Annotated in this window: 17 protein-coding genes; 9 read left to right on the top strand and 8 right to left on the bottom strand. The window is 72.2% G+C overall.

All coding sequences use genetic code 11. The features are described from left to right. Positions 1 to 14 precede the first annotated feature (14 nt). The 4 genes from V3N99_16890 (at position 15) to V3N99_16875 (ending at position 3,880) form a co-directional block, all read left to right on the top strand. The gene (locus tag V3N99_16890; protein MEO3938417.1) at positions 15 to 1,343 is read left to right on the top strand and encodes a nicotinate phosphoribosyltransferase; all 1,329 of its coding nucleotides are present in this window, start codon (positions 15 to 17) and stop codon (positions 1,341 to 1,343) included. A gap of 92 nt (positions 1,344 to 1,435) precedes the next feature. Next, entirely contained in the window at positions 1,436 to 2,032 is a 597-nt protein-coding gene (locus V3N99_16885) for an isochorismatase family protein (GenBank protein MEO3938416.1), read from the top strand. Positions 2,033 to 2,187: 155 nt separating this feature from the next. After that, positions 2,188 to 2,520 (top strand): YciI family protein, encoded by a 333-nt coding sequence (locus V3N99_16880; GenBank protein MEO3938415.1) that lies wholly within the window; start codon positions 2,188 to 2,190, stop codon positions 2,518 to 2,520. A gap of 40 nt (positions 2,521 to 2,560) precedes the next feature. Continuing rightward, complete coding sequence (locus V3N99_16875; GenBank protein ID MEO3938414.1) at positions 2,561 to 3,880, top strand: sigma-70 family RNA polymerase sigma factor; 1,320 nt, start codon at positions 2,561 to 2,563, stop codon at positions 3,878 to 3,880. Here the strand turns inward: V3N99_16875 and V3N99_16870 are convergent. From V3N99_16870 to V3N99_16860, 3 genes are all read right to left on the bottom strand, one after another. Then, positions 3,857 to 5,692, bottom strand: coding sequence for a 5'-nucleotidase C-terminal domain-containing protein (locus tag V3N99_16870; protein MEO3938413.1), 1,836 nt, complete (start codon positions 5,690 to 5,692; stop codon positions 3,857 to 3,859). The two genes, V3N99_16875 and V3N99_16870, sit on opposite strands and share 24 nt — an antisense overlap. Before the next feature lie 256 nt (positions 5,693 to 5,948). Then, positions 5,949 to 6,887 (bottom strand): hypothetical protein, encoded by a 939-nt coding sequence (locus tag V3N99_16865; protein ID MEO3938412.1) that lies wholly within the window; start codon positions 6,885 to 6,887, stop codon positions 5,949 to 5,951. A 254-nt stretch (positions 6,888 to 7,141) separates the two neighbouring features. Continuing rightward, positions 7,142 to 8,383, bottom strand: a complete 1,242-nt coding sequence (locus tag V3N99_16860) for a homogentisate 1,2-dioxygenase domain-containing protein (protein MEO3938411.1) — start codon at positions 8,381 to 8,383, stop codon at positions 7,142 to 7,144. Between the two features lie 117 nt (positions 8,384 to 8,500). On the opposite strand from V3N99_16860, the gene fahA reads away from it, so the two are divergent. Beyond that, the gene (fahA, locus tag V3N99_16855) at positions 8,501 to 9,763 is read left to right on the top strand and encodes a fumarylacetoacetase (GenBank protein ID MEO3938410.1); all 1,263 of its coding nucleotides are present in this window, start codon (positions 8,501 to 8,503) and stop codon (positions 9,761 to 9,763) included. A gap of 19 nt (positions 9,764 to 9,782) precedes the next feature. On the opposite strand, the gene V3N99_16850 is transcribed toward fahA, so the two are convergent. Then, positions 9,783 to 10,760, bottom strand: a complete 978-nt coding sequence (locus tag V3N99_16850; GenBank protein ID MEO3938409.1) for an RDD family protein — start codon at positions 10,758 to 10,760, stop codon at positions 9,783 to 9,785. 110 nt (positions 10,761 to 10,870) lie between these two features. Here V3N99_16850 and V3N99_16845 point away from each other — a divergent pair, with 110 nt between their 5' ends. Then, positions 10,871 to 12,385, top strand: coding sequence for an amino acid permease (locus tag V3N99_16845; GenBank protein MEO3938408.1), 1,515 nt, complete (start codon positions 10,871 to 10,873; stop codon positions 12,383 to 12,385). A 33-nt stretch (positions 12,386 to 12,418) separates the two neighbouring features. Here V3N99_16845 and hppD read toward each other — a convergent pair whose 3' ends face one another. After that, on the bottom strand, positions 12,419 to 13,651 hold the full coding sequence (hppD, locus tag V3N99_16840) for a 4-hydroxyphenylpyruvate dioxygenase (GenBank protein ID MEO3938407.1): 1,233 nt from the start codon (positions 13,649 to 13,651) through the stop codon (positions 12,419 to 12,421). Positions 13,652 to 13,758: 107 nt separating this feature from the next. Between hppD and V3N99_16835 the strand changes: the two genes are divergently transcribed. After that, a complete protein-coding gene (locus tag V3N99_16835; protein MEO3938406.1) occupies positions 13,759 to 14,253 on the top strand; it encodes an Lrp/AsnC family transcriptional regulator in 495 nt (164 codons plus the stop codon). A gap of 63 nt (positions 14,254 to 14,316) precedes the next feature. Here V3N99_16835 and V3N99_16830 read toward each other — a convergent pair whose 3' ends face one another. Then, a complete protein-coding gene (locus V3N99_16830) occupies positions 14,317 to 16,065 on the bottom strand; it encodes a DEAD/DEAH box helicase (protein ID MEO3938405.1) in 1,749 nt (582 codons plus the stop codon). A gap of 248 nt (positions 16,066 to 16,313) precedes the next feature. Between V3N99_16830 and V3N99_16825 the strand changes: the two genes are divergently transcribed. Both V3N99_16825 and V3N99_16820 read left to right on the top strand, forming a co-directional pair. Next, positions 16,314 to 16,580, top strand: coding sequence for a hypothetical protein (locus V3N99_16825; protein ID MEO3938404.1), 267 nt, complete (start codon positions 16,314 to 16,316; stop codon positions 16,578 to 16,580). 178 nt (positions 16,581 to 16,758) lie between these two features. Further along, a complete protein-coding gene (locus V3N99_16820) occupies positions 16,759 to 17,574 on the top strand; it encodes a hypothetical protein (GenBank protein MEO3938403.1) in 816 nt (271 codons plus the stop codon). Here the strand turns inward: V3N99_16820 and V3N99_16815 are convergent. Next, positions 17,535 to 17,846 (bottom strand): DUF3039 domain-containing protein, encoded by a 312-nt coding sequence (locus V3N99_16815; protein MEO3938402.1) that lies wholly within the window; start codon positions 17,844 to 17,846, stop codon positions 17,535 to 17,537. The two genes, V3N99_16820 and V3N99_16815, sit on opposite strands and share 40 nt — an antisense overlap. 40 nt (positions 17,847 to 17,886) lie before the next feature. After that, positions 17,887 to 20,553 carry a hypothetical protein gene (locus V3N99_16810; GenBank protein ID MEO3938401.1) on the bottom strand — a complete coding sequence of 889 codons (2,667 nt, stop codon included), beginning with the start codon at positions 20,551 to 20,553 and terminating at the stop codon, positions 17,887 to 17,889. Positions 20,554 to 20,610: the final 57 nt, after the last annotated feature.

Here is a 20,610-nt window from a genome sequence, read left to right as displayed (position 1 = left end):
GCTCCCACCCTAAGGTGTCGCAGGTGACCTCGAGCACCCATGGCACGGCGCTGCTGACCGATCACTACGAGCTGACCATGCTGCAGGCTGCCCTGGCCAGCGGCTCCGCCCACCGGCGGTGCGTCTTCGAGGTCTTCTCGCGGCGGCTCCCCGACGGACGACGGTATGGCGTCGTCGGCGGGACCGGCCGCTTCCTCGACGCCCTCGCCGACTTCCGCTTCGACGACGCAGTCGTGGACGAGCTGCGGGCCAAGGGGGTGGTCGACGAGGCGACCTGCGCGTGGCTGTCGTCCTACCGGTTCTCGGGCGACGTGAGCGGCTACGCCGAGGGCGAGTGCTACTTCCCCGGCTCCCCGGTCCTCGTGGTGGAGTCGAGCTTCGCCGAGGGGGTCGTCCTCGAGACCCTGGCCCTGTCGATCGTCAACCACGACACCGCGATCGCGTCGGCGGCGTCACGGATGACGGCTGCGGCAGGAGACCGCCCCTGCATCGAGATGGGCTCGCGCCGCACCCACGAGGAGGCTGCGGTCGCGGCGGCTCGAGCGGCCTGGATCGCCGGCTTCACGGCGACGAGCAACCTCGAGGCCGGGCGACGCCACGGCATCCCGACCACGGGCACCGCCGCCCACGCCTTCACCCTGCTGTATGACGACGAGCGCGCCGCCTTCGCCGCGCAGGTCGCGTCCCTCGGCGTCGGCACCACCCTGCTCGTCGACACCTACGACGTACCGACCGGCGTGCGGACCGCGGTGGAGGTGGCCGGGACGGGTCTCGGGGCGGTGAGGCTCGACTCGGGCGACCTGCTGGCGCAGGCGCGCGAGGTGCGTGCGCAGCTCGACGCACTGGGGGCGACCGGCACGAAGATCATCGTCACGTCCGACCTCGACGAGCACTCGATCGCCTCGCTGGCCGCGGCACCGGTCGACGGCTACGGCGTGGGCACCCGGCTGGTCACCGGGTCGGGCGCCCCGACGGCGAGCATGGTCTACAAGCTGGTGGCGCGCACCGACCCCGACGGCGTGCTCCAACCGGTGGAGAAGCGCAGCAGCGGCAAGGCCACCGTCGGCGGACAAAAGTGGGCGCTGCGGCGTCGGACGCCCGACGGCGTCGCCCGGGCCGAGGTGATCGGAGTCGGCAGCCCGCCCCTCGACACGGGCGACGTGGGCGACGTGGGCGACGACCGGCTGCTCCTGGTGCCGCTGGTGCGCGACGGCGAGCTCGTGTCACCGCACACGACGGCGGCCGCGCGGCTGCGGCACACCGCCTCGCGGGCCGAGCTGCCGCCGGAGGCCCTGCGCCTGCAACGGGGGGAGCCGGCCCTGCCCACGATCTACCAGCACTGACGGTGCGGGCCCCTGGCGGAGAAGGGCCCCCTGGGGATCTGCCCTGTGGAGGAGGGCCTGTGGCCTGCGCCAAAACGGATAGCCTTGCCGACATGGCTCGTCGCGCACTCGTCCTCGTGGACCTCCAGCGCGACTTCTGCGAGGGCGGGTCCCTCGCGGTGCCGGGAGGCGCCGACGTCGCTCGACTGGTGAGCGACTACGTCGTGGCCCACTCCACCGACTACGCCGCCATCGTCGCGACCGCCGACTGGCACGAGGACCCGGGCGAGCACTTCTCCGACACCCCCGACTTCGTCGACAGCTGGCCCCCGCACTGCCGCATCGGCACCCCGGGGTCGGACTTCCACCCCACCGCAGCGACCGCTGTCGCGTTGGCCCAGGCCGTCTTTCGCAAGGGCCGGCACCGCGCTGCCTATAGCGGCTTCGAGGGCTTCACCGGCACCGAGGGCCACGAGATCGGGCTGGCGAAGTGGTTGTGGGAGAGGGAGATCGACGAGGTCGACATCGTCGGCATCGCCACCGACCACTGCGTGCGCGCCACCGCGCTCGACTCGGCCGACCAGGGCTTTGCCACCCGGGTGCTGCTCGACCTCACGGCCGGCGTCGCCCGCGACACCACCGAGGCAGCCCTCGCGCAGCTGACCCTCGCGAACGTGCACCTTGAGGGCATGCCGGTCCTGCGCGACTGACCTCCTCCCCCGTGCCTGCCCCGGTTCAGAAGTTCCTCGGGAAAACTCTCGCCACGGCTGTCGATCCGGGCGGATGCTGTTCGTCGTCCCCAGTGTCAGAGCCTCGATGGACCAGCCCGGCCGGCTTACGTCGGCCATCCCCGAAGGAGACCCCAATGGCCCAGTACCTCGTCCTCATCTACGAATCCGAGAACGACTACGCCAACGCGACGCCCGAGGTCTACGGGGAGGTCATGGCCGCCCATGACCGCTTCGCGGAGCGGTGGGGCGACGCCGTCATCGGCGGCAACGCCCTGCAGGGCAGCGACACCGCGACCACCATCCGCGGTGACGTCGTCACCGACGGCCCCTTCGTCGAGAGCAAGGAGATGCTCGGGGGGTACTACCTCATCGAGGCCACCGATCTCGACCACGCGCTCGAGATCGGGAAGTCGTGCCCGGCCGGTTTCGGCGGGGTCGAGGTCCGCCCGGTCATGGTCTTCGGCTGAACGCGGCCGGTCGGCAGCGTCGGACGGCGGGCGGCAGCAGGTGACGTCACCCGACGCCGTCCGGCAAGCACTGGACGACACGCACCGTCGCGAGTGGGGCCTCGTGCTCTCCGCGACGGTGCGCGTGGCCGGCGATCTCGACCTCGCGGAGGAGTGCACGCAGGAGGCCTACGTGCGCGCCCTGGAGGTATGGAGCCGCGACGGCATCCCCCGCAATCCCGGCGCCTGGCTCACGACGACGGCCCGCAACCTCGCCCTCGACCGGCACCGCCGGGCTGCGGTGCTGCGGGGGAAGGTCCCCCTGCTCGTCGAGGACGCGCGGGCCGCTCCCCCGGCCGACGCCGGCCTGCTCGAGGGGGACCCGGACGCCGACGCCATCCCCGACGACCGGCTCCGGCTGGTCTTCACCTGCTGCCACCCCGCTCTCGCCCGCGAGGCCCAGGTGGCCCTCACGCTGCGCCTGGTGTGCGGCCTCACGACCGCCGAGATCGCCCACGCCTTCCTGGTGAGCGAGGCGACGATGGCGGCCCGGGTGACCCGGGCCAAGAAGAAGATCGCCGCCGCGCGCATCCCCTACCGCGTGCCCGCCGGGCACGAGCTGGCCGAGCGCCTCGACGCCGTGCTCACCGTGCTGCACCTCGTGCTCACCACGGGACACACGGCTCCGACCGGGGACCACCTGCACCGCGACGACCTGCTCGAGCGGGCCGTCGACCTCGCGCGCGCGCTGCTGCGCCTCATGCCCGACGAGCGCGAGCTGCGGGCCCTGCTCGCGCTCGCCCTCCTCGGGCAGGCCCGGGCTGGGACCCGCCTCGACGCAGAGGGGTCCTTCGTGCCGCTCGAGGAGCAGGACCGCGGCCGCTGGGACCCCTCCCTGGTGGCCGAGGGCGACCGACTGGTCCGCGAAGCGCTGCGTGGTGGGCGGCCCGGGCGGTTCGCGCTGCAGGCGGCGCTCGCGGCGCTCCACACTGGGGCCTCGACCTTCGCGGCCACCGACTGGGCCGAGGTCGTGGCGGTCTACGACCTGCTGCTGCGGGCCTGGCCGTCGCCGGTGGTCGCGCTCAACCGGGCGATCGCGATCGCCTTCCGCGACGGCCCTGCGGCCGGGCTGCGCGCGCTCGACGCAGTCGAGGCGGCGCACGGCCCGGGGCTCGCGCGCTACCACTACCTTCCGGCGGCACGGGCCGACCTGCTGCGGCGGCTCGGTCGGCCCGAGGAGGCGGCGGCGGCATACCAGCTGGCGCTGGAGAGGTGCGAGAGCACCCCCGAGCAGGCCTTCCTGCGCCGGCGCCTCGCCGAGGTGGGCGCCGGTCGTCCGGCGACCGACGCCCCCCGGTCAGGCCGTGATCGTGATCGGTGAGCCGTTCGAGACCAGGCGCCAGTCCTGGCTCGAGAACACGCTCGCGTCGATGGTGCCGTGCTCCGTGACCCAGGCGATGATCAGCTCGCGGATGGGCTGCTGCGCGTTGTAGACGACCGGGGCCGTCGTCACGCCGGGGAAGCCACCGCCACCGCTCTGGCGGTAGTTGTTGATGGCGACGGTGAAGGTCTGGGCGTCGGTGACCGGGGAGCCGCCGTAGGCGAGGCCGACGATGCGCGACCCGACCGGCTTCGCCACGTCGATGTCGTAGGTCAGGGCCGCGTCGAGCCCGCCCATGATGTCGTAGTTGTAGTCGGGCGTACCCCCGGGCGCGTTCGGCGTGACCGCGTTGGTCAGCTGGTCGGGGGTGAAGGGGCCCGTGCCGGTGACCTGCTTGAAGTACTGCGCCGAGGTCTCGAGGTAGGCCTTGACCTGGGCCCCGGTGAAGGTGATGGCCACCAGGGTGTTGTCGTAGATGTAGAGCCCCGCAACGTCGCGCACGGTGACGTCGCCCTGGGGGATGGCGGCCGCCGCGTTGAAGGGTGCGGCGATCGACAGCACCGGGTCGCTCTCCTGGGGCGTGCCGACGAGCGCCTTCTTCACCGCGTCGGCCTGCACGTAGTTGATGAAGTCCATCGCAGCCGTGTCCTCGTAGCGTGAGGTCGCCGCCGACATCGCCTGCAGCGAGGTGCCGACGACGCCGTTGACGTAGGCCAGGACCTCGTTGTGGGCCGGGCGGATGAGGGCCGCGATCTGCGGGTCCTCGGTGGCGGTGTTGGCGTCGAGCAGGGTCGAACCCGAGGAGACGACCTGCCAGTGCCCGGCGACGAGCTCGAGGTTGAGGTCCATCACGGTCACCCGCATGCCCCAGTACTTCGGCTCGCTCAGCAGCACGCGCCTGCCGGTCTGCTCGTTCTTGACCTTGCGCATCGGGATCTCGGAGTGCGCGTGGCCCACGAGGATGGCGTCGATGTCAGGGACCCCAGCAGCGAGAAGGGTGCTCGCGTTCTCGGGGAAGGGCAGGGCGTCGCCGTAGGACGAGCTCGTGTCCATGCCGGAGTGGCAGGAGACGACGACGACGTCGGCGCCGGCGCGCTTCATCCGGGGCACGTAGATCGCGGCCTGCTCGACGATGCCGGGGAAGCGCACCTTGCCCTCGACGTTGGCCTTGTCCCAGATCGCGACACCGGGGGTGACCAGGCCGAGGATGCCGACCTTCACCGGCGGCTGGCCCGGCTTGGTCGGCATCTCCTTGACGACCCACGGGCGGAAGACCGGCTGGCCCGTCTCCCAGTCGACGGCGTTGGCGCCGAGCAGCGGGTGGTTCAGCTCCTTGCGGAAGCGGTCGAGGTGCTCGAGTCCGTAGTTGAACTCGTGGTTGCCGAGGGCGGCCGCGTCGTAGCCGAGGGCATTCATGGCCAGGGCCATCGGGTGCTTGGTGCGGCCTCCGATCGGCTTGATGCGGGCGTAGTAGAAGGCCAGGGGCGTGCCCTGGATGGTGTCGCCGGCGTCGAGCGTGAGGCAGCTCGCGGCGCCGCGCTCGGCGCGGACGGCCTTGATCAGCGTGGCGGCCTTGGCGAGACCGATGTCGTTGTGCGCCGCGTCGTCGTACTCCGCGTTCTTGTAGTAGTCCCAGTTGTAGACGTTGCCGTGCAGGTCGCTCGTGCCGAGGACCGTGAGGCGGTGACGGGGGCCGCTCGAGGTGGCGGAGGCCCCACCGGCGGTCGCGGTGGCGAAGAGGCCGGCGCCTCCGACCGTGGCGAGGGCGAGCAGCTGGCGGCGGGTGGTGGCGTGGTCGGGCGGCGAGGTCATGGTGCTCCTGCTGGTGGGTGGAGGGGGGCTGCCCGGGGCGTCGGTGTGCCCACCGGGGCGCTCCGACTCTACGCACGGGTGGTGAGGGCGCGGCATACGGAAGGTAACGGCCACACGTCGGGTCGGCACGTCGAGATCGGCGGGGCGCCGGTCCGGTCTGCTCGCCTCAGCTCGAAGATCTTCGAGGTAGGGCGACCCCGGGGCCGGATCGGGCACCACAGCTCGAAGATCTTCGACGTATGGAGAGCCGGCACCGTCAGGCCGCGCCGTCCTGGCCCGGGAAGTAGCGGCGGAACTCCTCACGCAGCGGCCCGGTCGGTCGGGCTCCCCGTTCGACCCGAGCCCGCTCGACGCGCATCACCGTGTCGACCGGGTCAACCACGAGTCCCTCCTGGATGACCTCGACGAACCGCCACGACTCCCGGGTGAGCTCCTCTCGACGACTGATGTCACCGACCCAGACCGCGTCCTTCGTGCGGTGCTGCCGGCCGTGGTACTCGATGCCGATCAACAGCTCTTCGTAGGCGAGCTCCATCCGTCGGCGCACGTGGCCATCGGGGTGGCGGAGCCTGTGGTTGACCGTCGGCTCCGGCAGACCCGCCAGCACCAGCAGCATCCGCAGCCGTGACTCCGGCGGGGAGTCGACCCCGGCGCGCACGAGCGACGCAGCCCGGATCGCCCTCTCCCTGGCCCACCCAGGCCATGACGCTGCGGCCTCGACCAGCTCCTGGCAGGTGGTCACCCTACGAGCGACGAAGCGGTCCCCGAGGACGACGAGCTCGACGAGGTCGAGGTCCCCGGCCAGGTCGAGAAAGGTCTGGGCCGCAGTCGTGACCCGCACCCCCTGGCGCATCGTCACCTCCGGCCGTCGCGCCCGTTGACGAGCCCTGATGCCCGGCACGACGACGACCTGGCGGGGCTCGACCGTGAGGTGCACCGACGACGAGGTCACGACGTCGCCGCCCCAGATGATGGCGGCAGTGTGGTGGCTGACCACCGCGTCGTCGGGGGCGATGCGCAGGGCCGCCCGAGCCCGCACCACGGTGGTGCAGGGCACGGAGCGCGCCACGTAGACGCCCCGGAAGACACGCACGTACTGGCGGGTCCTGAGCTCGTAGGGCGTGAGCCCCGCCTTGAGGCCCTCGATGCGGGTGAACACCTGGCGAGGGTCGAAGGAGCGGTCGTGGAGTGGCACGTCACCATCGTGGAACCTGGGGAACGGCCGAATCCGGTTGTCCACAGGTAACTTGCGTCGCCAGAGCTCGAAGATCTCCTACGGAGGGAGGCCGGGGCGGCGCCGCCGTCGCCACAACCCGAAGATCTTCGAAGTATGGCGACCCAGGGGCCGGATCCGCCGCCACAACCCGAAGATCTTCGAGGTATGGCGACCCGGGGGCCGGATCCGCGGCCACAACCCGAAGATCTTCGAGGTATGGCGACCCGACCCCGCTACTCGCTCTTGCGGCCGCCCGCCCACGTCCAGGCGTAGACCCCGTCGTCGACCGCGCGGCCACCCTCGCCCAGCTCGAGGGGGCGGAAGGTGTCGACCATGATCGCGAGCTCGTCGAAGAACTCCACGCCCAGCGCCCCCTCGACCGCTCCCGGCTGCGGGCCGTGCGGGTGACCGCCGGGGTGCACCGACACCGAGCCCCGCGTGATGCCCGAGCCCTTGCGCGCCTCGTAGTCGCCGTCGACGTAGAACACGATCTCGTCGCTGTCGACGTTGGAGTGGTAATAGGGCACCGGGACCGCGAGCGGGTGGTAGTCGACCTTCCTCGGCACGAACGCGCAGATCACGGCGCCGGCCATCTCGAAGACCTGGTGCACCGGCGGCGGCTGGTGCACCCGCCCGGTGATCGGCTCGAAGTCGGCGACGTTGAAGACGTAGGGGTAGAGGCAGCCGTCCCACCCCACGACGTCGAGCGGGTGGTGCGGCAGGACGTGCACCGACCCGACGACCGCCCCGCCGGCTCCGCGGTGCTTGACCAGCACCTCGGTCTCCTCCCCCGGGGACGCGCCCACGTCCTCGGCGAGCAGCGGCCCCTGCGGCAGCCGCAGGTCGCGCTCGCAGTAGGGCGCGTGCTCGAGCAGCTGCCCGTAGCGCGAGAGGTAACGGTGCGGCGGCGCGACGTGGCTCGTCGCCTCGATCGAGTAGGTGCGCAGCGGGTCCTTCGGCGACCGCCTCGGCAGCCAGCGGTGCGTCGTCGCCCGCGGCACGACCACGAGGTCGCCCTCACCCACGTCGAAGGCCCCGAACACGGTCTCGAGCCGGGCCCGGCCGCGCTCGACGTAGACCACCTCGTCGCCGAGGCCGTTGCGGTACCACGGGCTCGGGCGGGCCGACACGGCATACGAGATGCGCACGTCGCCGTTGCCGAGCACGAGGCGCCGGCCGGTGACGGGGTCGGTGCGCCGCACCGCCGCGGCGTCGAAGAGGTCGTGCAGCCGCAGGTGCCGCGGCTGCAGCGGGTGGTTGGGCGTCGTCGCCTGGTCGGGCAGGCTCCACTCGCGCACGTCGACCAGCGCGCTCGGGATCTCGCGGTGGTAGAGCAGCGACGAGTCGCTGGAGAAGCCCTCCTCGCCCATCAGCTCCTCGTGGTAGAGCGCCCCGAGGCGCCCACGCCCGGCCGGACGCCGGTGCTGCGTATGCCGTTTGGGCGGCACGCTCCCCTGCCGCTGGTAGTGCGCCATCGCACCTCTCCTGTCGCTCGGTCTCATCAGGGGACATCGTCGTCGCCGTCGTCGCGACAGCCCTCGAGCCTGCGCAGCACAACAGATCCTGCGCAGCACAACAGATACGGTGGCGGGGTGTCAACGCCGACGCCTGCCGCGCCCTCCCCCTCGCCAACCCCCGAGCTCTCGACCTGGCTCGACCTGGCACCCGACGACCCCTATGGGGTCGCTACCCTGCCCTACGGCGTCTTCTCGACCCCGGACCGACCCGCGCCCCGCATCGGGGTGCGCATCGGCGACCGGGTGCTGGATGTCGGCGCTGCCGCGACCCGGGCCGGTATGGAGTCCGCGACCGTCTGGCAGCACCCGACCCTCAACCCCTTCCTCGGCCAGGGAGCCGCGGCCTGGGCCGCCGCGCGCGAGTGGCTGACCCTGGTGCTGACCGACGAGTCCTACCGCGACGTCGTCGTGCCCCACCTGGTGCCTCTCGACCGCGCCACCCTGCACCTGCCGGTCGAGGTCGCCGACTACGTCGACTTCTATGCCGCCGAGCACCACGCCCGTCGGGCCGGCGAGATCTTCCGTCCGGGCGCCGGGCTGGCCGAGAACTGGAAGCACCTGCCGGTCGGCTACCACGGCCGGGCGGGCACTGTGGTCGTCAGCGGGACCGACGTGGTGCGCCCGACCGGCCAGCGTCGCGGCGAGGTGGGGGCCGGTCCCGAGTTCGGGCCCAGCACCCGGCTCGACCTGGAGACCGAGCTCGGCTTCGTGCTCGGCGGACCGACGACGCAGGGCACCCGGGTGAGCGTCGACGACGCGCCGCAGCACCTGTTCGGCGTCGTGCTGCTCAACGACTGGAGCGCCCGCGACCTGCAGGCCTGGGAGTCGGCGCCGCTCGGCCCCTTCCTCGGCAAGTCGTTCGCCACCAGCATCTCGGCCTGGGTCACGCCCATGGCCGCCCTGGCCGCGGCCCGGGTGCCGGTGCCGGGGCAGACCGACCCGGCTCCGTTGCCGTACCTGAGCGGGACCTCCCCCGCGCGAGGGCTCGACCTGCAGCTCGAGCTGCGCCTCGGCAACACCCTCGTCTCCCGGCCTCAGGCCCGAGACCTCTACTGGTCTCCCGAGCAGCTCGTCGCCCACCTGACCGTGGGCGGGGCCAGTATCCGCAGCGGCGACCTGCTCGGCTCGGGCACGATCAGCGGCACCGACCAGGGCAGCATCGGCTGCCTGCTCGAGCTGTCGTGGGGCGGGCGCGATGCGGTCACGCTCGACGACGGCAGCACTCGCACCTTTCTCGAGGACGGCGACACCGTGAGCATCACCGCCACCGCAGCCGGCGTCGGGAGCGCGAGGGTCGGCCTCGGCGAGGTCACCGGCACGGTGCGCCGGACTGGGTGAGCAGCCCGGCGCCTCGAGGTCAGCGACCCTTCGGCGGCGTCACGACGACGTTGGTCGCGGCGATCTTGTCGTGCAGGGCCTGGTTGCGCTGGTCCCACAGCGGCCACAGGTAGTCGAGCAGCTGCACGACGTTGAGCAGCAGACTGACGACGACGAGCAGACCGGCGGCACCGACGTCGCCGCTTCCGCGGGAGAACTGCAGCGGGAGCGAGACCAGGCCCACGAGCAGCGGCAGGGCGAGCCGGCGCAGGATCGTGAGGAGGTCAGGGGGTCCCGGCCGGTCCCGCCTGCGCACCTGCAGCTTGAGCAGCAGCTTGCCGGGGGTCGCGCCCTTCCACCGCAGGAAGACCACCTGGTAGGCCACCTGCACCAGGATCGAGACCACGAGGTAGGGGAACAGCCGCGACACGACCTCGGACTGCAGCGTCGCCTGGTCGACGACCGGGTTCTGCTGGTCCACCAGCGTGCCGATGTAGTCGACGTACCACCGGAAGAAGTCGATCAGCCAGTAGCTGCCGACCACCGCCGAGACGACACCCTGCAGGACGCTGTCGATGATCCAGGCCCCCAGGCGCGTGCCCCAGCCGGCCAGCGGCTGGCCGTCGGGCGTCGTCGCGACGCCCGGGCCGGCATACCCTCCGCTGTAGGCCGGGCCGTACTGCGGCGCCTGGCTCCATCCCTGCTGGGGCGGCTGCCCCCACCCCTGCGGGCCCGGCTGGCCCCAGCCCTGCGGGCCCTGTGGGGGTTGCTGAGGCGGGTGCGGTGGGGTCTGCTGCCCCCACCCGGACACTGGCGGCCCCTGCACGCCCCGGGTGTCGGCAGGGCCGCCCGCGGCGGGTCCACCGAGGGTGCCGGGAGGGCCGGCGTAGCCGATGGACGACCGGCTCGCGGTGGGTGACGCCTTGGGCTGGCGGTTCTTGGTCCAGATGACGCCGTCGAAGTACCGCAGGTACAGGGGGTCTTCGGGGTCGTCGTACCAGCCGGGTCGTTGCTCCATGGGCCGAGCATAGGTGGGCCCACTGTCAGCCCGGGCACGGTCTGCCCGTCCCACCTCGCGCCCCCCACCCCCCGGGTGCGAGGGGCCCGACCCGCGCCTAGGGTCGAGTGATGTCCACGTCACACCCCCGCACCGGTGCCCTGCGCACCAAGCCGGTAGAGCGCATCCTCGAGCAGCAGTCAGACGACGCGGCCTCCGCCGAGGAGTCCGGCGGGCTGCGAAAGAACCTCGGCGCCAAGGACCTCATGGGCTTCGGCATCGGCATCGTCATCGGCACCGGCATCTTCACGCTCACCGGCATCGAGGCGAGGAACCACGCCGGCCCGGCGGTCGTGATCTCCTTTGCGGTCGCCGGGGTCGTGAGCCTGCTCGCCGCCCTCTGCTACGCCGAGATGGCCTCGACGGTGCCCACGGCGGGCAGTGCCTACACCTATGCCTACGCGACGATCGGTGAGGTCTTCGCCTGGATCATCGGGTGGGACCTGATCCTGGAGTTCGCGCTCGGTGCGGCGGTCGTCGCCCGTGGCTGGTCGGGCTACCTCGCCAACCTCCTCGACCTGCCACCGGCGCTGTTCACCGAGAAGGCGACGGTCAACATCGGGGCGATCGGGATCGCCGTCGTGCTCGGCATCGTCGCGATGATCGGGGTCAAGGAGTCGGCGCGGGTCACCAACGTCCTGGTCGTCATCAAGGTCGCCGTCTGCCTCTTCGTCGTCGTCGCCGGCCTGTTCTTCGTCAAGCGCGCCAACCTGACGCCATTCGTCCCCTCCGCCCGGCCCGTCTCGGCCGGAACCAGCGGCATCAAGCAGCCGCTCAGCCAGGCCCTCTTCGGCATCCAGCCCACGGCCTTCGGCTTCGCCGGTGTGCTGACCGCGGCCGCCGTCGTCTTCTTCGCCTACACGGGTTTCGAGGCCGTCGCGAACATGGGTGAGGAGACCCGCAACCCCAAGAAGGACCTCCCGCTCGGGCTGCTCGGCACCCTCGGCATCTGCACAGTGCTCTACATCGGCGTCAGCTTCGTCATCACGGGGATGCAGAGCTACACCCAGATCAGTGAGAGCGCCCCGATCGCCGGGGCCTTCGACAGCGTCGGCCTCGGGTGGGCCAGCGCGCTGATCTCGCTCGCCGCCGTCTGCGGGCTCACCTCGGTCATCCTGGTCGACATCGTGGCCATGGGCCGCATCGGCTTCGCGATGGGCCGCGACAACCTGCTGCCTCCGTCGGTCGCCGCGATCCACCCGAAGTGGGGCACCCCGTGGAAGGTCACGATCGCCACGATCGTGCTCGTCTGCCTGCTCGGTGGTCTCGTACCGCTGTCGGCGCTCGCCGACATGGTCAGCATCGGCACGCTCTTCGCCTTCGTGGTCGTGTCCCTCGCCGTGCCGATCATGCGGCGCCGGCGCCCTGAGCTCGAGCGCCCATTCCGGGCGCCCTTCTCTCCGGTGCTCCCGGTGGTCTCGGCGCTGGCCTGCGTCTACCTCATGACCAACCTCAGCCTCGAGACGTGGCTGCGCTTCGTCGTGTGGATGGCCGTCGGCTTCCTCATCTACTTCTTCTACGGCAAGCGCAACGCCAGCCTGGCGACCTGGGAGCCGCAGGACGCGTCCGTGACCAAGCGCGCCTGACGCCTCAGCCCCTCGGGCGGTCCGTCGTCCCGGTCAGAGGTTGCCGCGACGCTCCTGCTCGCGCTCGATCGCCTCGAAGAGCGCCTTGAAGTTGCCCTTGCCGAAGCCGAGCGACCCGTGCCGCTCGATGAGCTCGAAGAAGACCGTGGGGCGGTCACCGACCGGCTTGGTGAAGATCTGCAGGAGGTAGCCGTCCTCGTCGCGGTCGACGAGGATCGAGCGCTTCTGCAGCTCCTCGACCGGCACCCGCACGGCACCGATGCGCTCGCGGAGCTCGGGGTCCTCGTAGTAGGAGTCGGGGGTGTCGAGGAACTCGACCCCGTTGGCGCGCAAGGCATCCACGCTGGCGAGGATGTCGTTGGTCGCCACGGCGAGGTGCTGCGCGCCCGCTCCGCGGTAGAACTCGAGGTACTCGTCGATCTGGCTCTTGCGCTTGCCCGGTGCCGGCTCGTTGAGGGGGAACTTCACCCGGTGGTTGCCGTTGGCCACGACCTTGCTCATGAGAGCCGAGTAGTCGGTGGCGATGTCGTCGCCGACGAACTCCGCCATGTCGACGAAGCCCATCACCTTGTTGTAGAACCCGACCCACTCGTCCATGCGGCCGAGCTCGACGTTGCCGACGATGTGGTCGAGGGCCTGGAACAGCCGTGTCGGCTGGCCGGGGCGCGGCACGAAGGTGCTTTCCCGCGACACGTGTCCCGGCAGGTACGGCCCGTCGTAGCGGCGTCCGCCGACGACGCGCTGCACGAGGGTGTGGCGCGTCTCGCCGTAGGTCGCGATCGCGGCGAGGCGCACGGTGCCGTGCTCGTCGGAGAGGTCGTGGGCCTCGTCGAGCACGGTCGCACCGGCGCGGCGGGCCTGCGCGACGCAGCGGTCCACGTCGGGCACCTCGAGGGCGATGTCGACGACACCGTCACCGTGGCGGCGGTGGTGGTCGGCGAGCGGGCTGTGCGGGTCGACGGCCCCCCGCACGACGAAGCGGATCGAGCCGGAGACCAGCACGTAGGAGACGTGGTCGCGGTTGCCGGTCTCGGGCCCGCTGTAGGCGACCAGCCGCATCCCCCACGCCGACTGGTAGTAGTGCGCGGTCTGGTGGGCGTTGCCGACGACGAAGACGATCGCATCCCAGCCCGTCACGGGGAAGACGTCGGTGGCCTCGTCGTAGTCGACCAGCCCCACCAGCTGCTTGAGCTGCTCGACGTCGAGCCGGGCGTCGCGCTCCTGCTCGGTCAGCATGGGGTCGGTGGTCCGGGTGCCGGTCGTCATACCGCGAGGGTGGTGGATCGCCGGCTGCTGGTCAACCGTCGCGGCATCGGCTGGTCAGGCTGCACAGGTTGTTGCCCGTAGGCCGCGGCATCCCGGACACTGTGTCCATGCCCGCCTCCTCACCCCCGATCGACCACCTCGACGCCCGCCTGCTGCACCTGCTCGCCGAGGTGCCCGACATCGGCGTGCTCGGGGCCTCGCGGCGGCTCGGGGTGGCTCGAGGCACCGTGCAGGCCCGGCTCGACCGGTTGCGGTCGAGCGGGGTCATCGCCTCGCTAGCCCCCCACCTCGACCCCAGCGCCCTCGGCTACCCGGTGACGGCCTTCTGCACCCTCGAGATCCGCCAGGGACGGGGGCACGGCCCCGTCGTCGAGCACCTCGAAGCCATCCCCGAGGTGCTCGAGGCCCACACCACCACCGGGAGCGGTGACCTGCTCATCCGGGTCGTGGCCCGCGACAACGCCGACCTGCAGCGGGTCATCGACCTCGTCGTCGACGACCGGCACGTGGTGCGCGCGTCGACCGCGATCTCGCTTGCCACCCGGATCGCCCTGCGCACGCTCCCCCTCGTCGACGCGGCCGCCGCGCCCGGAACGGGGTGAAGCGTCGCCGGGTGGAGCGACCCGTCACCCCAGACGCGTAGCGGGGTAAAACGCCTTCCCGCGTCAGCGCCGCCCGACCATCCAGTTGCGGATCGCGGTGATCCGCTGCGCCACCTGCTCGCTGCTCGCCGCCTCGAGGGTGGGACCGCCGCACGACTTGCGCAGGTCGCTGTGGACCATGGCGTGGGGGGTCGCCTTCTTGCGGGCGTAGGCCGACACCAATGCGTTCAGCTCCTTGCGCTGCGCTGCGAGCGCCCGATGGGCCGCGACGGGGGCGGCAGCGGCGGGGTTCTTGGCCGACTGCTTGGTCTGACGCTCGCGCAGCAGACCGGCGACCTGGTCGGGCTCGAGCAGCCCCGGCAGCCCGAGGTAGTCCTGCTCCTCGGCCGACCCCGACGCGGCGTGCAGGCCGAACTGCTCGGAGTCGAAGAGCACGTGGTCGAAGTGCGCATCCGACTCGAGCGCCTCGAAGCCCAGCTCGTCGTCGACGCCCTTCTCGTCCCTGGGGCGCTCGGCATCCGCCAGCAGCGACTCCTCCTCCGCCCACATCGACGCCACGTCGGTGCCGCCCCGCTTCGAGAGCGCGTGGTCGCGCTGCTCCTCGATCCGGGCGGCGTGGTCGAGGATCACCGGCACCGAGGGCAGGAAGACCGAGGCCGTCTCGCCCCGCCGACGCGCCCGCACGAAGCGGCCGACGGCCTGGGCGAAGTAGAGCGGCGTCGACGTCGACGTCGCGTAGACGCCCACGCACAGCCGCGGCACGTCGACCCCCTCGGAGACCATGCGCACGGCCACCATCCAACGAGACGTCGAGGCGCCGAACTCCTCGATGCGCTGCGACGAGCCCACGTCGTCGGAGAGCACGACGGTCGGCTTCTCGCCCGTGATCGAGGTGAGGATCGCGGCATATGCCCTCGCCTGCGTCTGGTTGGTCGCGATGACCAGCCCACCCGCGTCCTCGACGTGGCGGCGCACCTCGGTCAGGCGGGTGTCGGCCGCGGAGAGCACCGACGGGATCCACTCCCCCTTCGGGTCGAGCGCGGTGCGCCAGGCCTGTGCGGTGAGGTCCTTGGTCATCGGCTCGCCGAGGTTGGCCGCCACCTCGTCACCGGCGCTGGTGCGCCAGCGCATGCTGCCGCCGTAGGCCAGGAAGAGCACCGGCCGCACGACGCCGTCTCGCAGCGCCTCGGTGTAGCCGTAGGAGTAGTCGGCCGCCGAGGTGAGCACCCCGGAGGTGTCGAGCTCGTAGCGCACGAAGGGGATCGGCGTGGTGTCGCTGCGGAACGGCGTGCCGGTCAGCGACAGCCGCCGGGTCGCGCCCTCGTAGGCCTCGCGGATCGCGTCGCCCCACGAGCGGGAGTCGCCACCGTGGTGGATCTCGTCGAGGATCACGAGGGTGCGCCGGGTCGCGGTGAGCTGCCGGTGCAGCGCCGGCCGCGCCGCGACCTGGGCGTAGGTCAGCGCCAGCCCGTGGTAGTCGTCGGACGTGCGCCCCGCGGCGTTGGAGAACTTCGGGTCGAGCGCCATCCCCACCCGTGCGGCCGCGTCGGCCCACTGCGTCTTGAGGTGCTCGGTGGGCGCGACCACGACCACGCGCTCGACCTCCCCGCGCCCGATGAGCTCGGTCGCCACGCGCAGCGCGAAGGTCGTCTTGCCGGCGCCCGGGGTCGCCACCGCGAGGAAGTCGCGCGGCTGCTGCTGGAGGTAGGACGAGAGCGCGGCCTGCTGCCACGCCCGCAGCGCCCCTGCGGTGCCCCAGGCCGCCCGCTCCGGGAAGGCGGGTGACAGGTGCGACGCGGCGGAGGTGCTCATAGGCGCCCGATTCTAGCCCGGCGAGGGACCGGCTCGGACCCTCGCACCCGAGCACTGGCCGTGCACGCCCCGGCCCTGTTGCATGGTCTCGTGCTGCCCGCCGCCGACCCCCTCGACGACCTCACCCACCCCCACGACGCCGGCTCGCGGGTGGGCGGCGGTCTCCTCACCCGCGCGCACCTGCCCTTCGTGCTGGCCACGCTCGCCATGGTCACCACCAGCGCCTTCCGGACCGGGCGGTCTCCACCGTGCTGCCGACGGTCGCCGACGAGCTCGACGGGCTCCCCTGGTTCGGCGCCGCCAACGCCGCACCCCTGATCAGCTACCTCGTCGCGACGGCGGTGGCCGGGGTGTGGACCGACCGACGGGGGGCAGCGGCCCCGTTGCGGCTCGGGGTGGTCGCGTTCGCCCTCGCGGGCGCCGCCTCCGGTCTGGCACCGGGCATCGTGCCGTTCGTGCTGGCACCGCGTGGATCCTGCCCTCGGTCCTCGGCCCGGGGGTCGCCGGGCTCGTGACGAGCGCCGTCGGCTGGCACTGGGTCTTCCTGCTCCCGCTGCTCCTGCTCGGGCCGGCCGTGGCGGCCCTGTGGCACCACCTGCGGGGCCGCGGCGCCCGCTCCACAGACCCCGCCACGACCCCACCGCGGACACCACCGCCGGTGGTGGGGGCGACTCGGCCACCGTCCGGGGCGCGGTGCTGGCCACCCTCGCGCTGGCCGTCGTCAGCGCGGTGGGCCCGCTCGCGTGGCACCCGGGGCTGGTCGTGGTCGTTGCCACCGTCATCGCCCTGGGCTCGGCAGCCGCCGTCGCCGCGCTCCGACCGGTCGTGCCCGCCGGCACCGTCGGGCTGGCCCCCGGGGTGCCCGCGGTGGTCGGCCTCAGCGGGCTGCTGTTCGCCTCGTTCGGCACCGCCGGCACCTTCATCCCGCTGATGCCGACGACGCTGCGTGACACCGGTCCGGCACCCGCCGGCGTCAGCCTCAGCGTGACCAGTGCGTTCTGGTCGCTGGGCTCGTGGGTCCAGAGCCTCGAGCGCATCCAGGAGCGCACGTCGGTCGTGGGGTGTCTGAGGGTCGGTTTCGTGCTGCTCGCCCTGGGCACCCTCGGCCCGATCCTCCTGGCCGTCAGTCGGGTCTCCATCGTGGCGGGGATGGCGCTGTGGGCTCTTGCCGCGACCGGCATGGGGGTCTGCTCCCCCACCCTCGCGACGACGACGCTGGCCCTGACCCCACCCGAGGCCCTCGGCCGGTCCACGCGGCTCGCGCCCTGGCCATGGCGGTGGCCCAGGGCATCGTGCTGGCCGCGGCTGGCGCGGTGCTCGCCGCGAGGGCCCACGGTCTCACCGCCGGCGTCTTCGCCTCGATCGCGTCGCGCTGCTGCTGGCCCTCGCCGGTCTCGCCGGCTCAGGACGCGCCCGACCCCCTGGTCGCGTCACCTGAGCGGGCCCCTCGAGCCCGGTGACGGAGCCGGCTACTCGCCGCCGTCCTGCGGGGCGCGCAGGCCCTGGTAGATCTCCTTGCACGTCGGGCAGACGGGGAACTTCTGGGGGTCGCGCCCCGGCACCCAGACCTTGCCGCAGAGAGCCACGACCGGGTCCCCCGACATCGCGCTCTCGAGGATCTTCTCCTTGCGCACGTAGTGCGAGAACCGCTCGTGGTCGCCCGGCTCCTGCACCTGCTCCGACGGCAGGGTCTCCTCCCGCTCGAGGACGGTCGTCGACGTGCTGGGCCCCGAGGGCTCGAGCTGCGGAGCGAAGGGGTCTTCCGGCATCTGCGTGCTCATCGGGCCAGTGTATGCCGCGCCGGGTCGAGCCCGGGCGGCCTCAGGAGGGCGCCCCGCCCTTGCTCGGGGCACCCTCGGGGGTCGACCGGGGGATGATCGTCCACGGGTTCTCCTGGGGGTCCGACGTCACTCCCTGCGGCGCGAGCCCGACGGGGGCGATCATCCTCGTGGGGGTGGTGTACCTGCCCCGCAGCTGCACCGCGAAGGTGTTGCCGGAGCGGGAGAGCACCGAGATGTGCACTCCCTCGACCGTCACCGAGTCACCGACCTGCAGGACGTGGTCGAAGGAGTAGGGCCCACCCATGCCCTGGCTCGTGCGCCGCAGCAGGCTGATCCCGGAGGCGCTGGGGGTCTGGCGCACCAGCGAGACGACGACCCCGTCGTGCCCGGTGGGCAGCAGGCTGTCGCACATGGTTCCGCCCGACGACGAGCCCGGGTCCGCGATGACGTGGCAGTAGGGACCGGAGAGGTACTGGTCGTAGTCGACGGCCGCCCGGCCCTCGACCGTGAGGACGCTGAGCGGGTCGTGCGGGTCCTGCACCGCGACCATCTGGGTGCCGCCGCTGTTTGACGCGTGGGCGTTCGCGGCGTCGAGGGTGTAGTTGACCACGCCTGTGTTGATCGCCGACTGCCGGGCGGTCATCCAGCCGGCCGCCATCCGGTCGAAGGCGAGCGCACTCTGCGGTGCGCACGGGTAGGCGAAGTCGCCGGTCGCGGCGCACCAGCCGTTGACGCCACTCCCGGGGCTGCCGCTCATGACGTCGGTCGGGTTGTCGAACTCGTCGTCCGAGATGAAGGAGTGGGGCCAGTGGATCGTGTGGCCCATCTCGTGGACGGCGATCATCGGGTTCCTGTCGACCGCGGTGATGCTGCCCCCGAGATAGACACCGCGCAGCGTGGTCTTCGGTGGCCCGGAGGTCAGGACCGTCTGCTCCTGCGGCTGCGGGAGCGTGGGCAGCCGGCCCGGGCCGGCGAAGGCGAAGTCGACCAGACGGTTGTCGGTGGCCAGCACGTTGGTGATGCCCGCGGTGGCGACGGAGGCCATCGCCTTGTCCAGGCAGTCGTCGGGGCCCCCAGCCGCGCTCGGGACCGACAGCGTCACCGGGCTCGCGGCCACGAAGGTCGGACGGTAGGCCCCACCGGAGACGGCGGTGTAGTAGGGCGCGACGGTGTCGTTGGCCCACGTGGCGATGGCGCTCGCGCTCAGCGGTGTCGGCACCGGCCCCCAGGTCGAGTAACCGCGGTAGCCCGTCGGCACCGAGCAGACGACCACGGCGACGCGGTCGTCTCCGACCACCTTCTGCAGACCCGAGCGGTAGACCAGCTGTGAGCGCACGCTGTCGGGGCTGGTGTTCACGGCGAGGCTCGGGCACGCAGCGGTGACGCTGGGGACGTCGGCGGTGAGGTAGCCCGTCACGTCGACCACCAGGTTGGTCGAGACGCCGGCGGTGGTGAGGCAGACGCCTCCGGTGGAGCTGAGGGGGGCGACCACGAGGTTGCCGACGATCTCACCCCTGCCGTAGTTGAGGTTGCTCGCGTTGGGCGCGCCGCCGCCCGGGTAGACGGAGGTGTAGCCGGTCCCCGTCGGACCCACCGCCGTGACGTTGAGGACGACCGCCTTGGCACCCGAGGGGATGCTCCCGCGACCGGCGACGGACAGGGTCAGGCTGGCGTTGGCCGGCTCGGCCCCGAGGTCCCTGAAGTCGCTGTCGACGGTAGTGCCCGCCCGGGTGTCGAGCAGGCGCTCCGGCATGGTCAGCGGTGAGAAGGTCGTACTCGGCAGGGTGGCGCTGGCATCGATGACCACGTCTGCCGTCCCGGCGCTGAAGACGCAGACCTGCCCGCCCGAGGTGAGCCCGGTGACGACGGCGTTGGCCCGGGTGACCCCACCCCCGAAGTTGAGGCTCGACGCGTTGGGCCGGCTGCCACAGGGGTAGAGCGAGAGGTAGCCGGCGGACCGTGCGCTCACGACCGTCAGGTTCAGCACCACGGCCGAGGCGTCGGAGGCGATGCCCCCGCGACCCGCGACGGGCACGGTGATCTCCTGGCCGGGGACCAGGGCCCCCCGGCCGACCTGCGCCCCGTCGACGGTGGCCCCCGTCGCCCGGGTGTCGAGCAGCCGCACGGGTGCGGCGAGGCCGGCGACCCCGCTGTCGAGCAGGTAGCCGCTGACGTCGACGACGACGTCGGTCTGACCGGCCGAGAAGAGACAGACCTGACCGGTGCTGCTGAGCTTGGCGATGACGGCGTTGGGCACCGTGCTGCCCGCGCCGTAGCTGAGGCTCGAGGTGTGGGGGCGGTCGCCGCAGGGGAAGACGGTGACGTAGCCCGCGGTCCCGGCGGCGACGGCGGTCACGTTGAGGACGGCGGCCCCCACCCCACTGACCGGTATGGAGACCCGACCGGCCACCTGCAGCTGCAGGGTCTGGCCCGGGCTGACCCGCCCGACGGCCTGCGCCTGCCCGTCTGCGGTCCGGCCGCTGGCTCGGGTGTCGAGGATGCGCGAGGGGGTCGCCAGGGCCACGAAGGGCGTGCCCACGGCAGCCGCCGGCACGCTCGTGCCGACCAGCAGCGACCCGAGGACCGCCAGCAGCAGCAGGCCCACCGACAGCCCGCGACGTCGCCCCGCGACCCGCGGGACGGCAGACCGCCAGCCCCCGGTCGCCGTCAGCACCCTGCTCGTCGCGCCCCGCCGCTTGACACCCATCGTGACCACCTCATGCTCGCTGCGCCCGATCGGGCCTACCGCGGAAGAATGCCACAA

Source organism: Dermatophilaceae bacterium Soc4.6, assembly GCA_039889245.1.
Taxonomy (GTDB): Bacteria; Actinomycetota; Actinomycetes; order Actinomycetales; family Dermatophilaceae; genus Lapillicoccus.
This window is presented reverse-complemented; position numbering and strand designations above follow the sequence as displayed.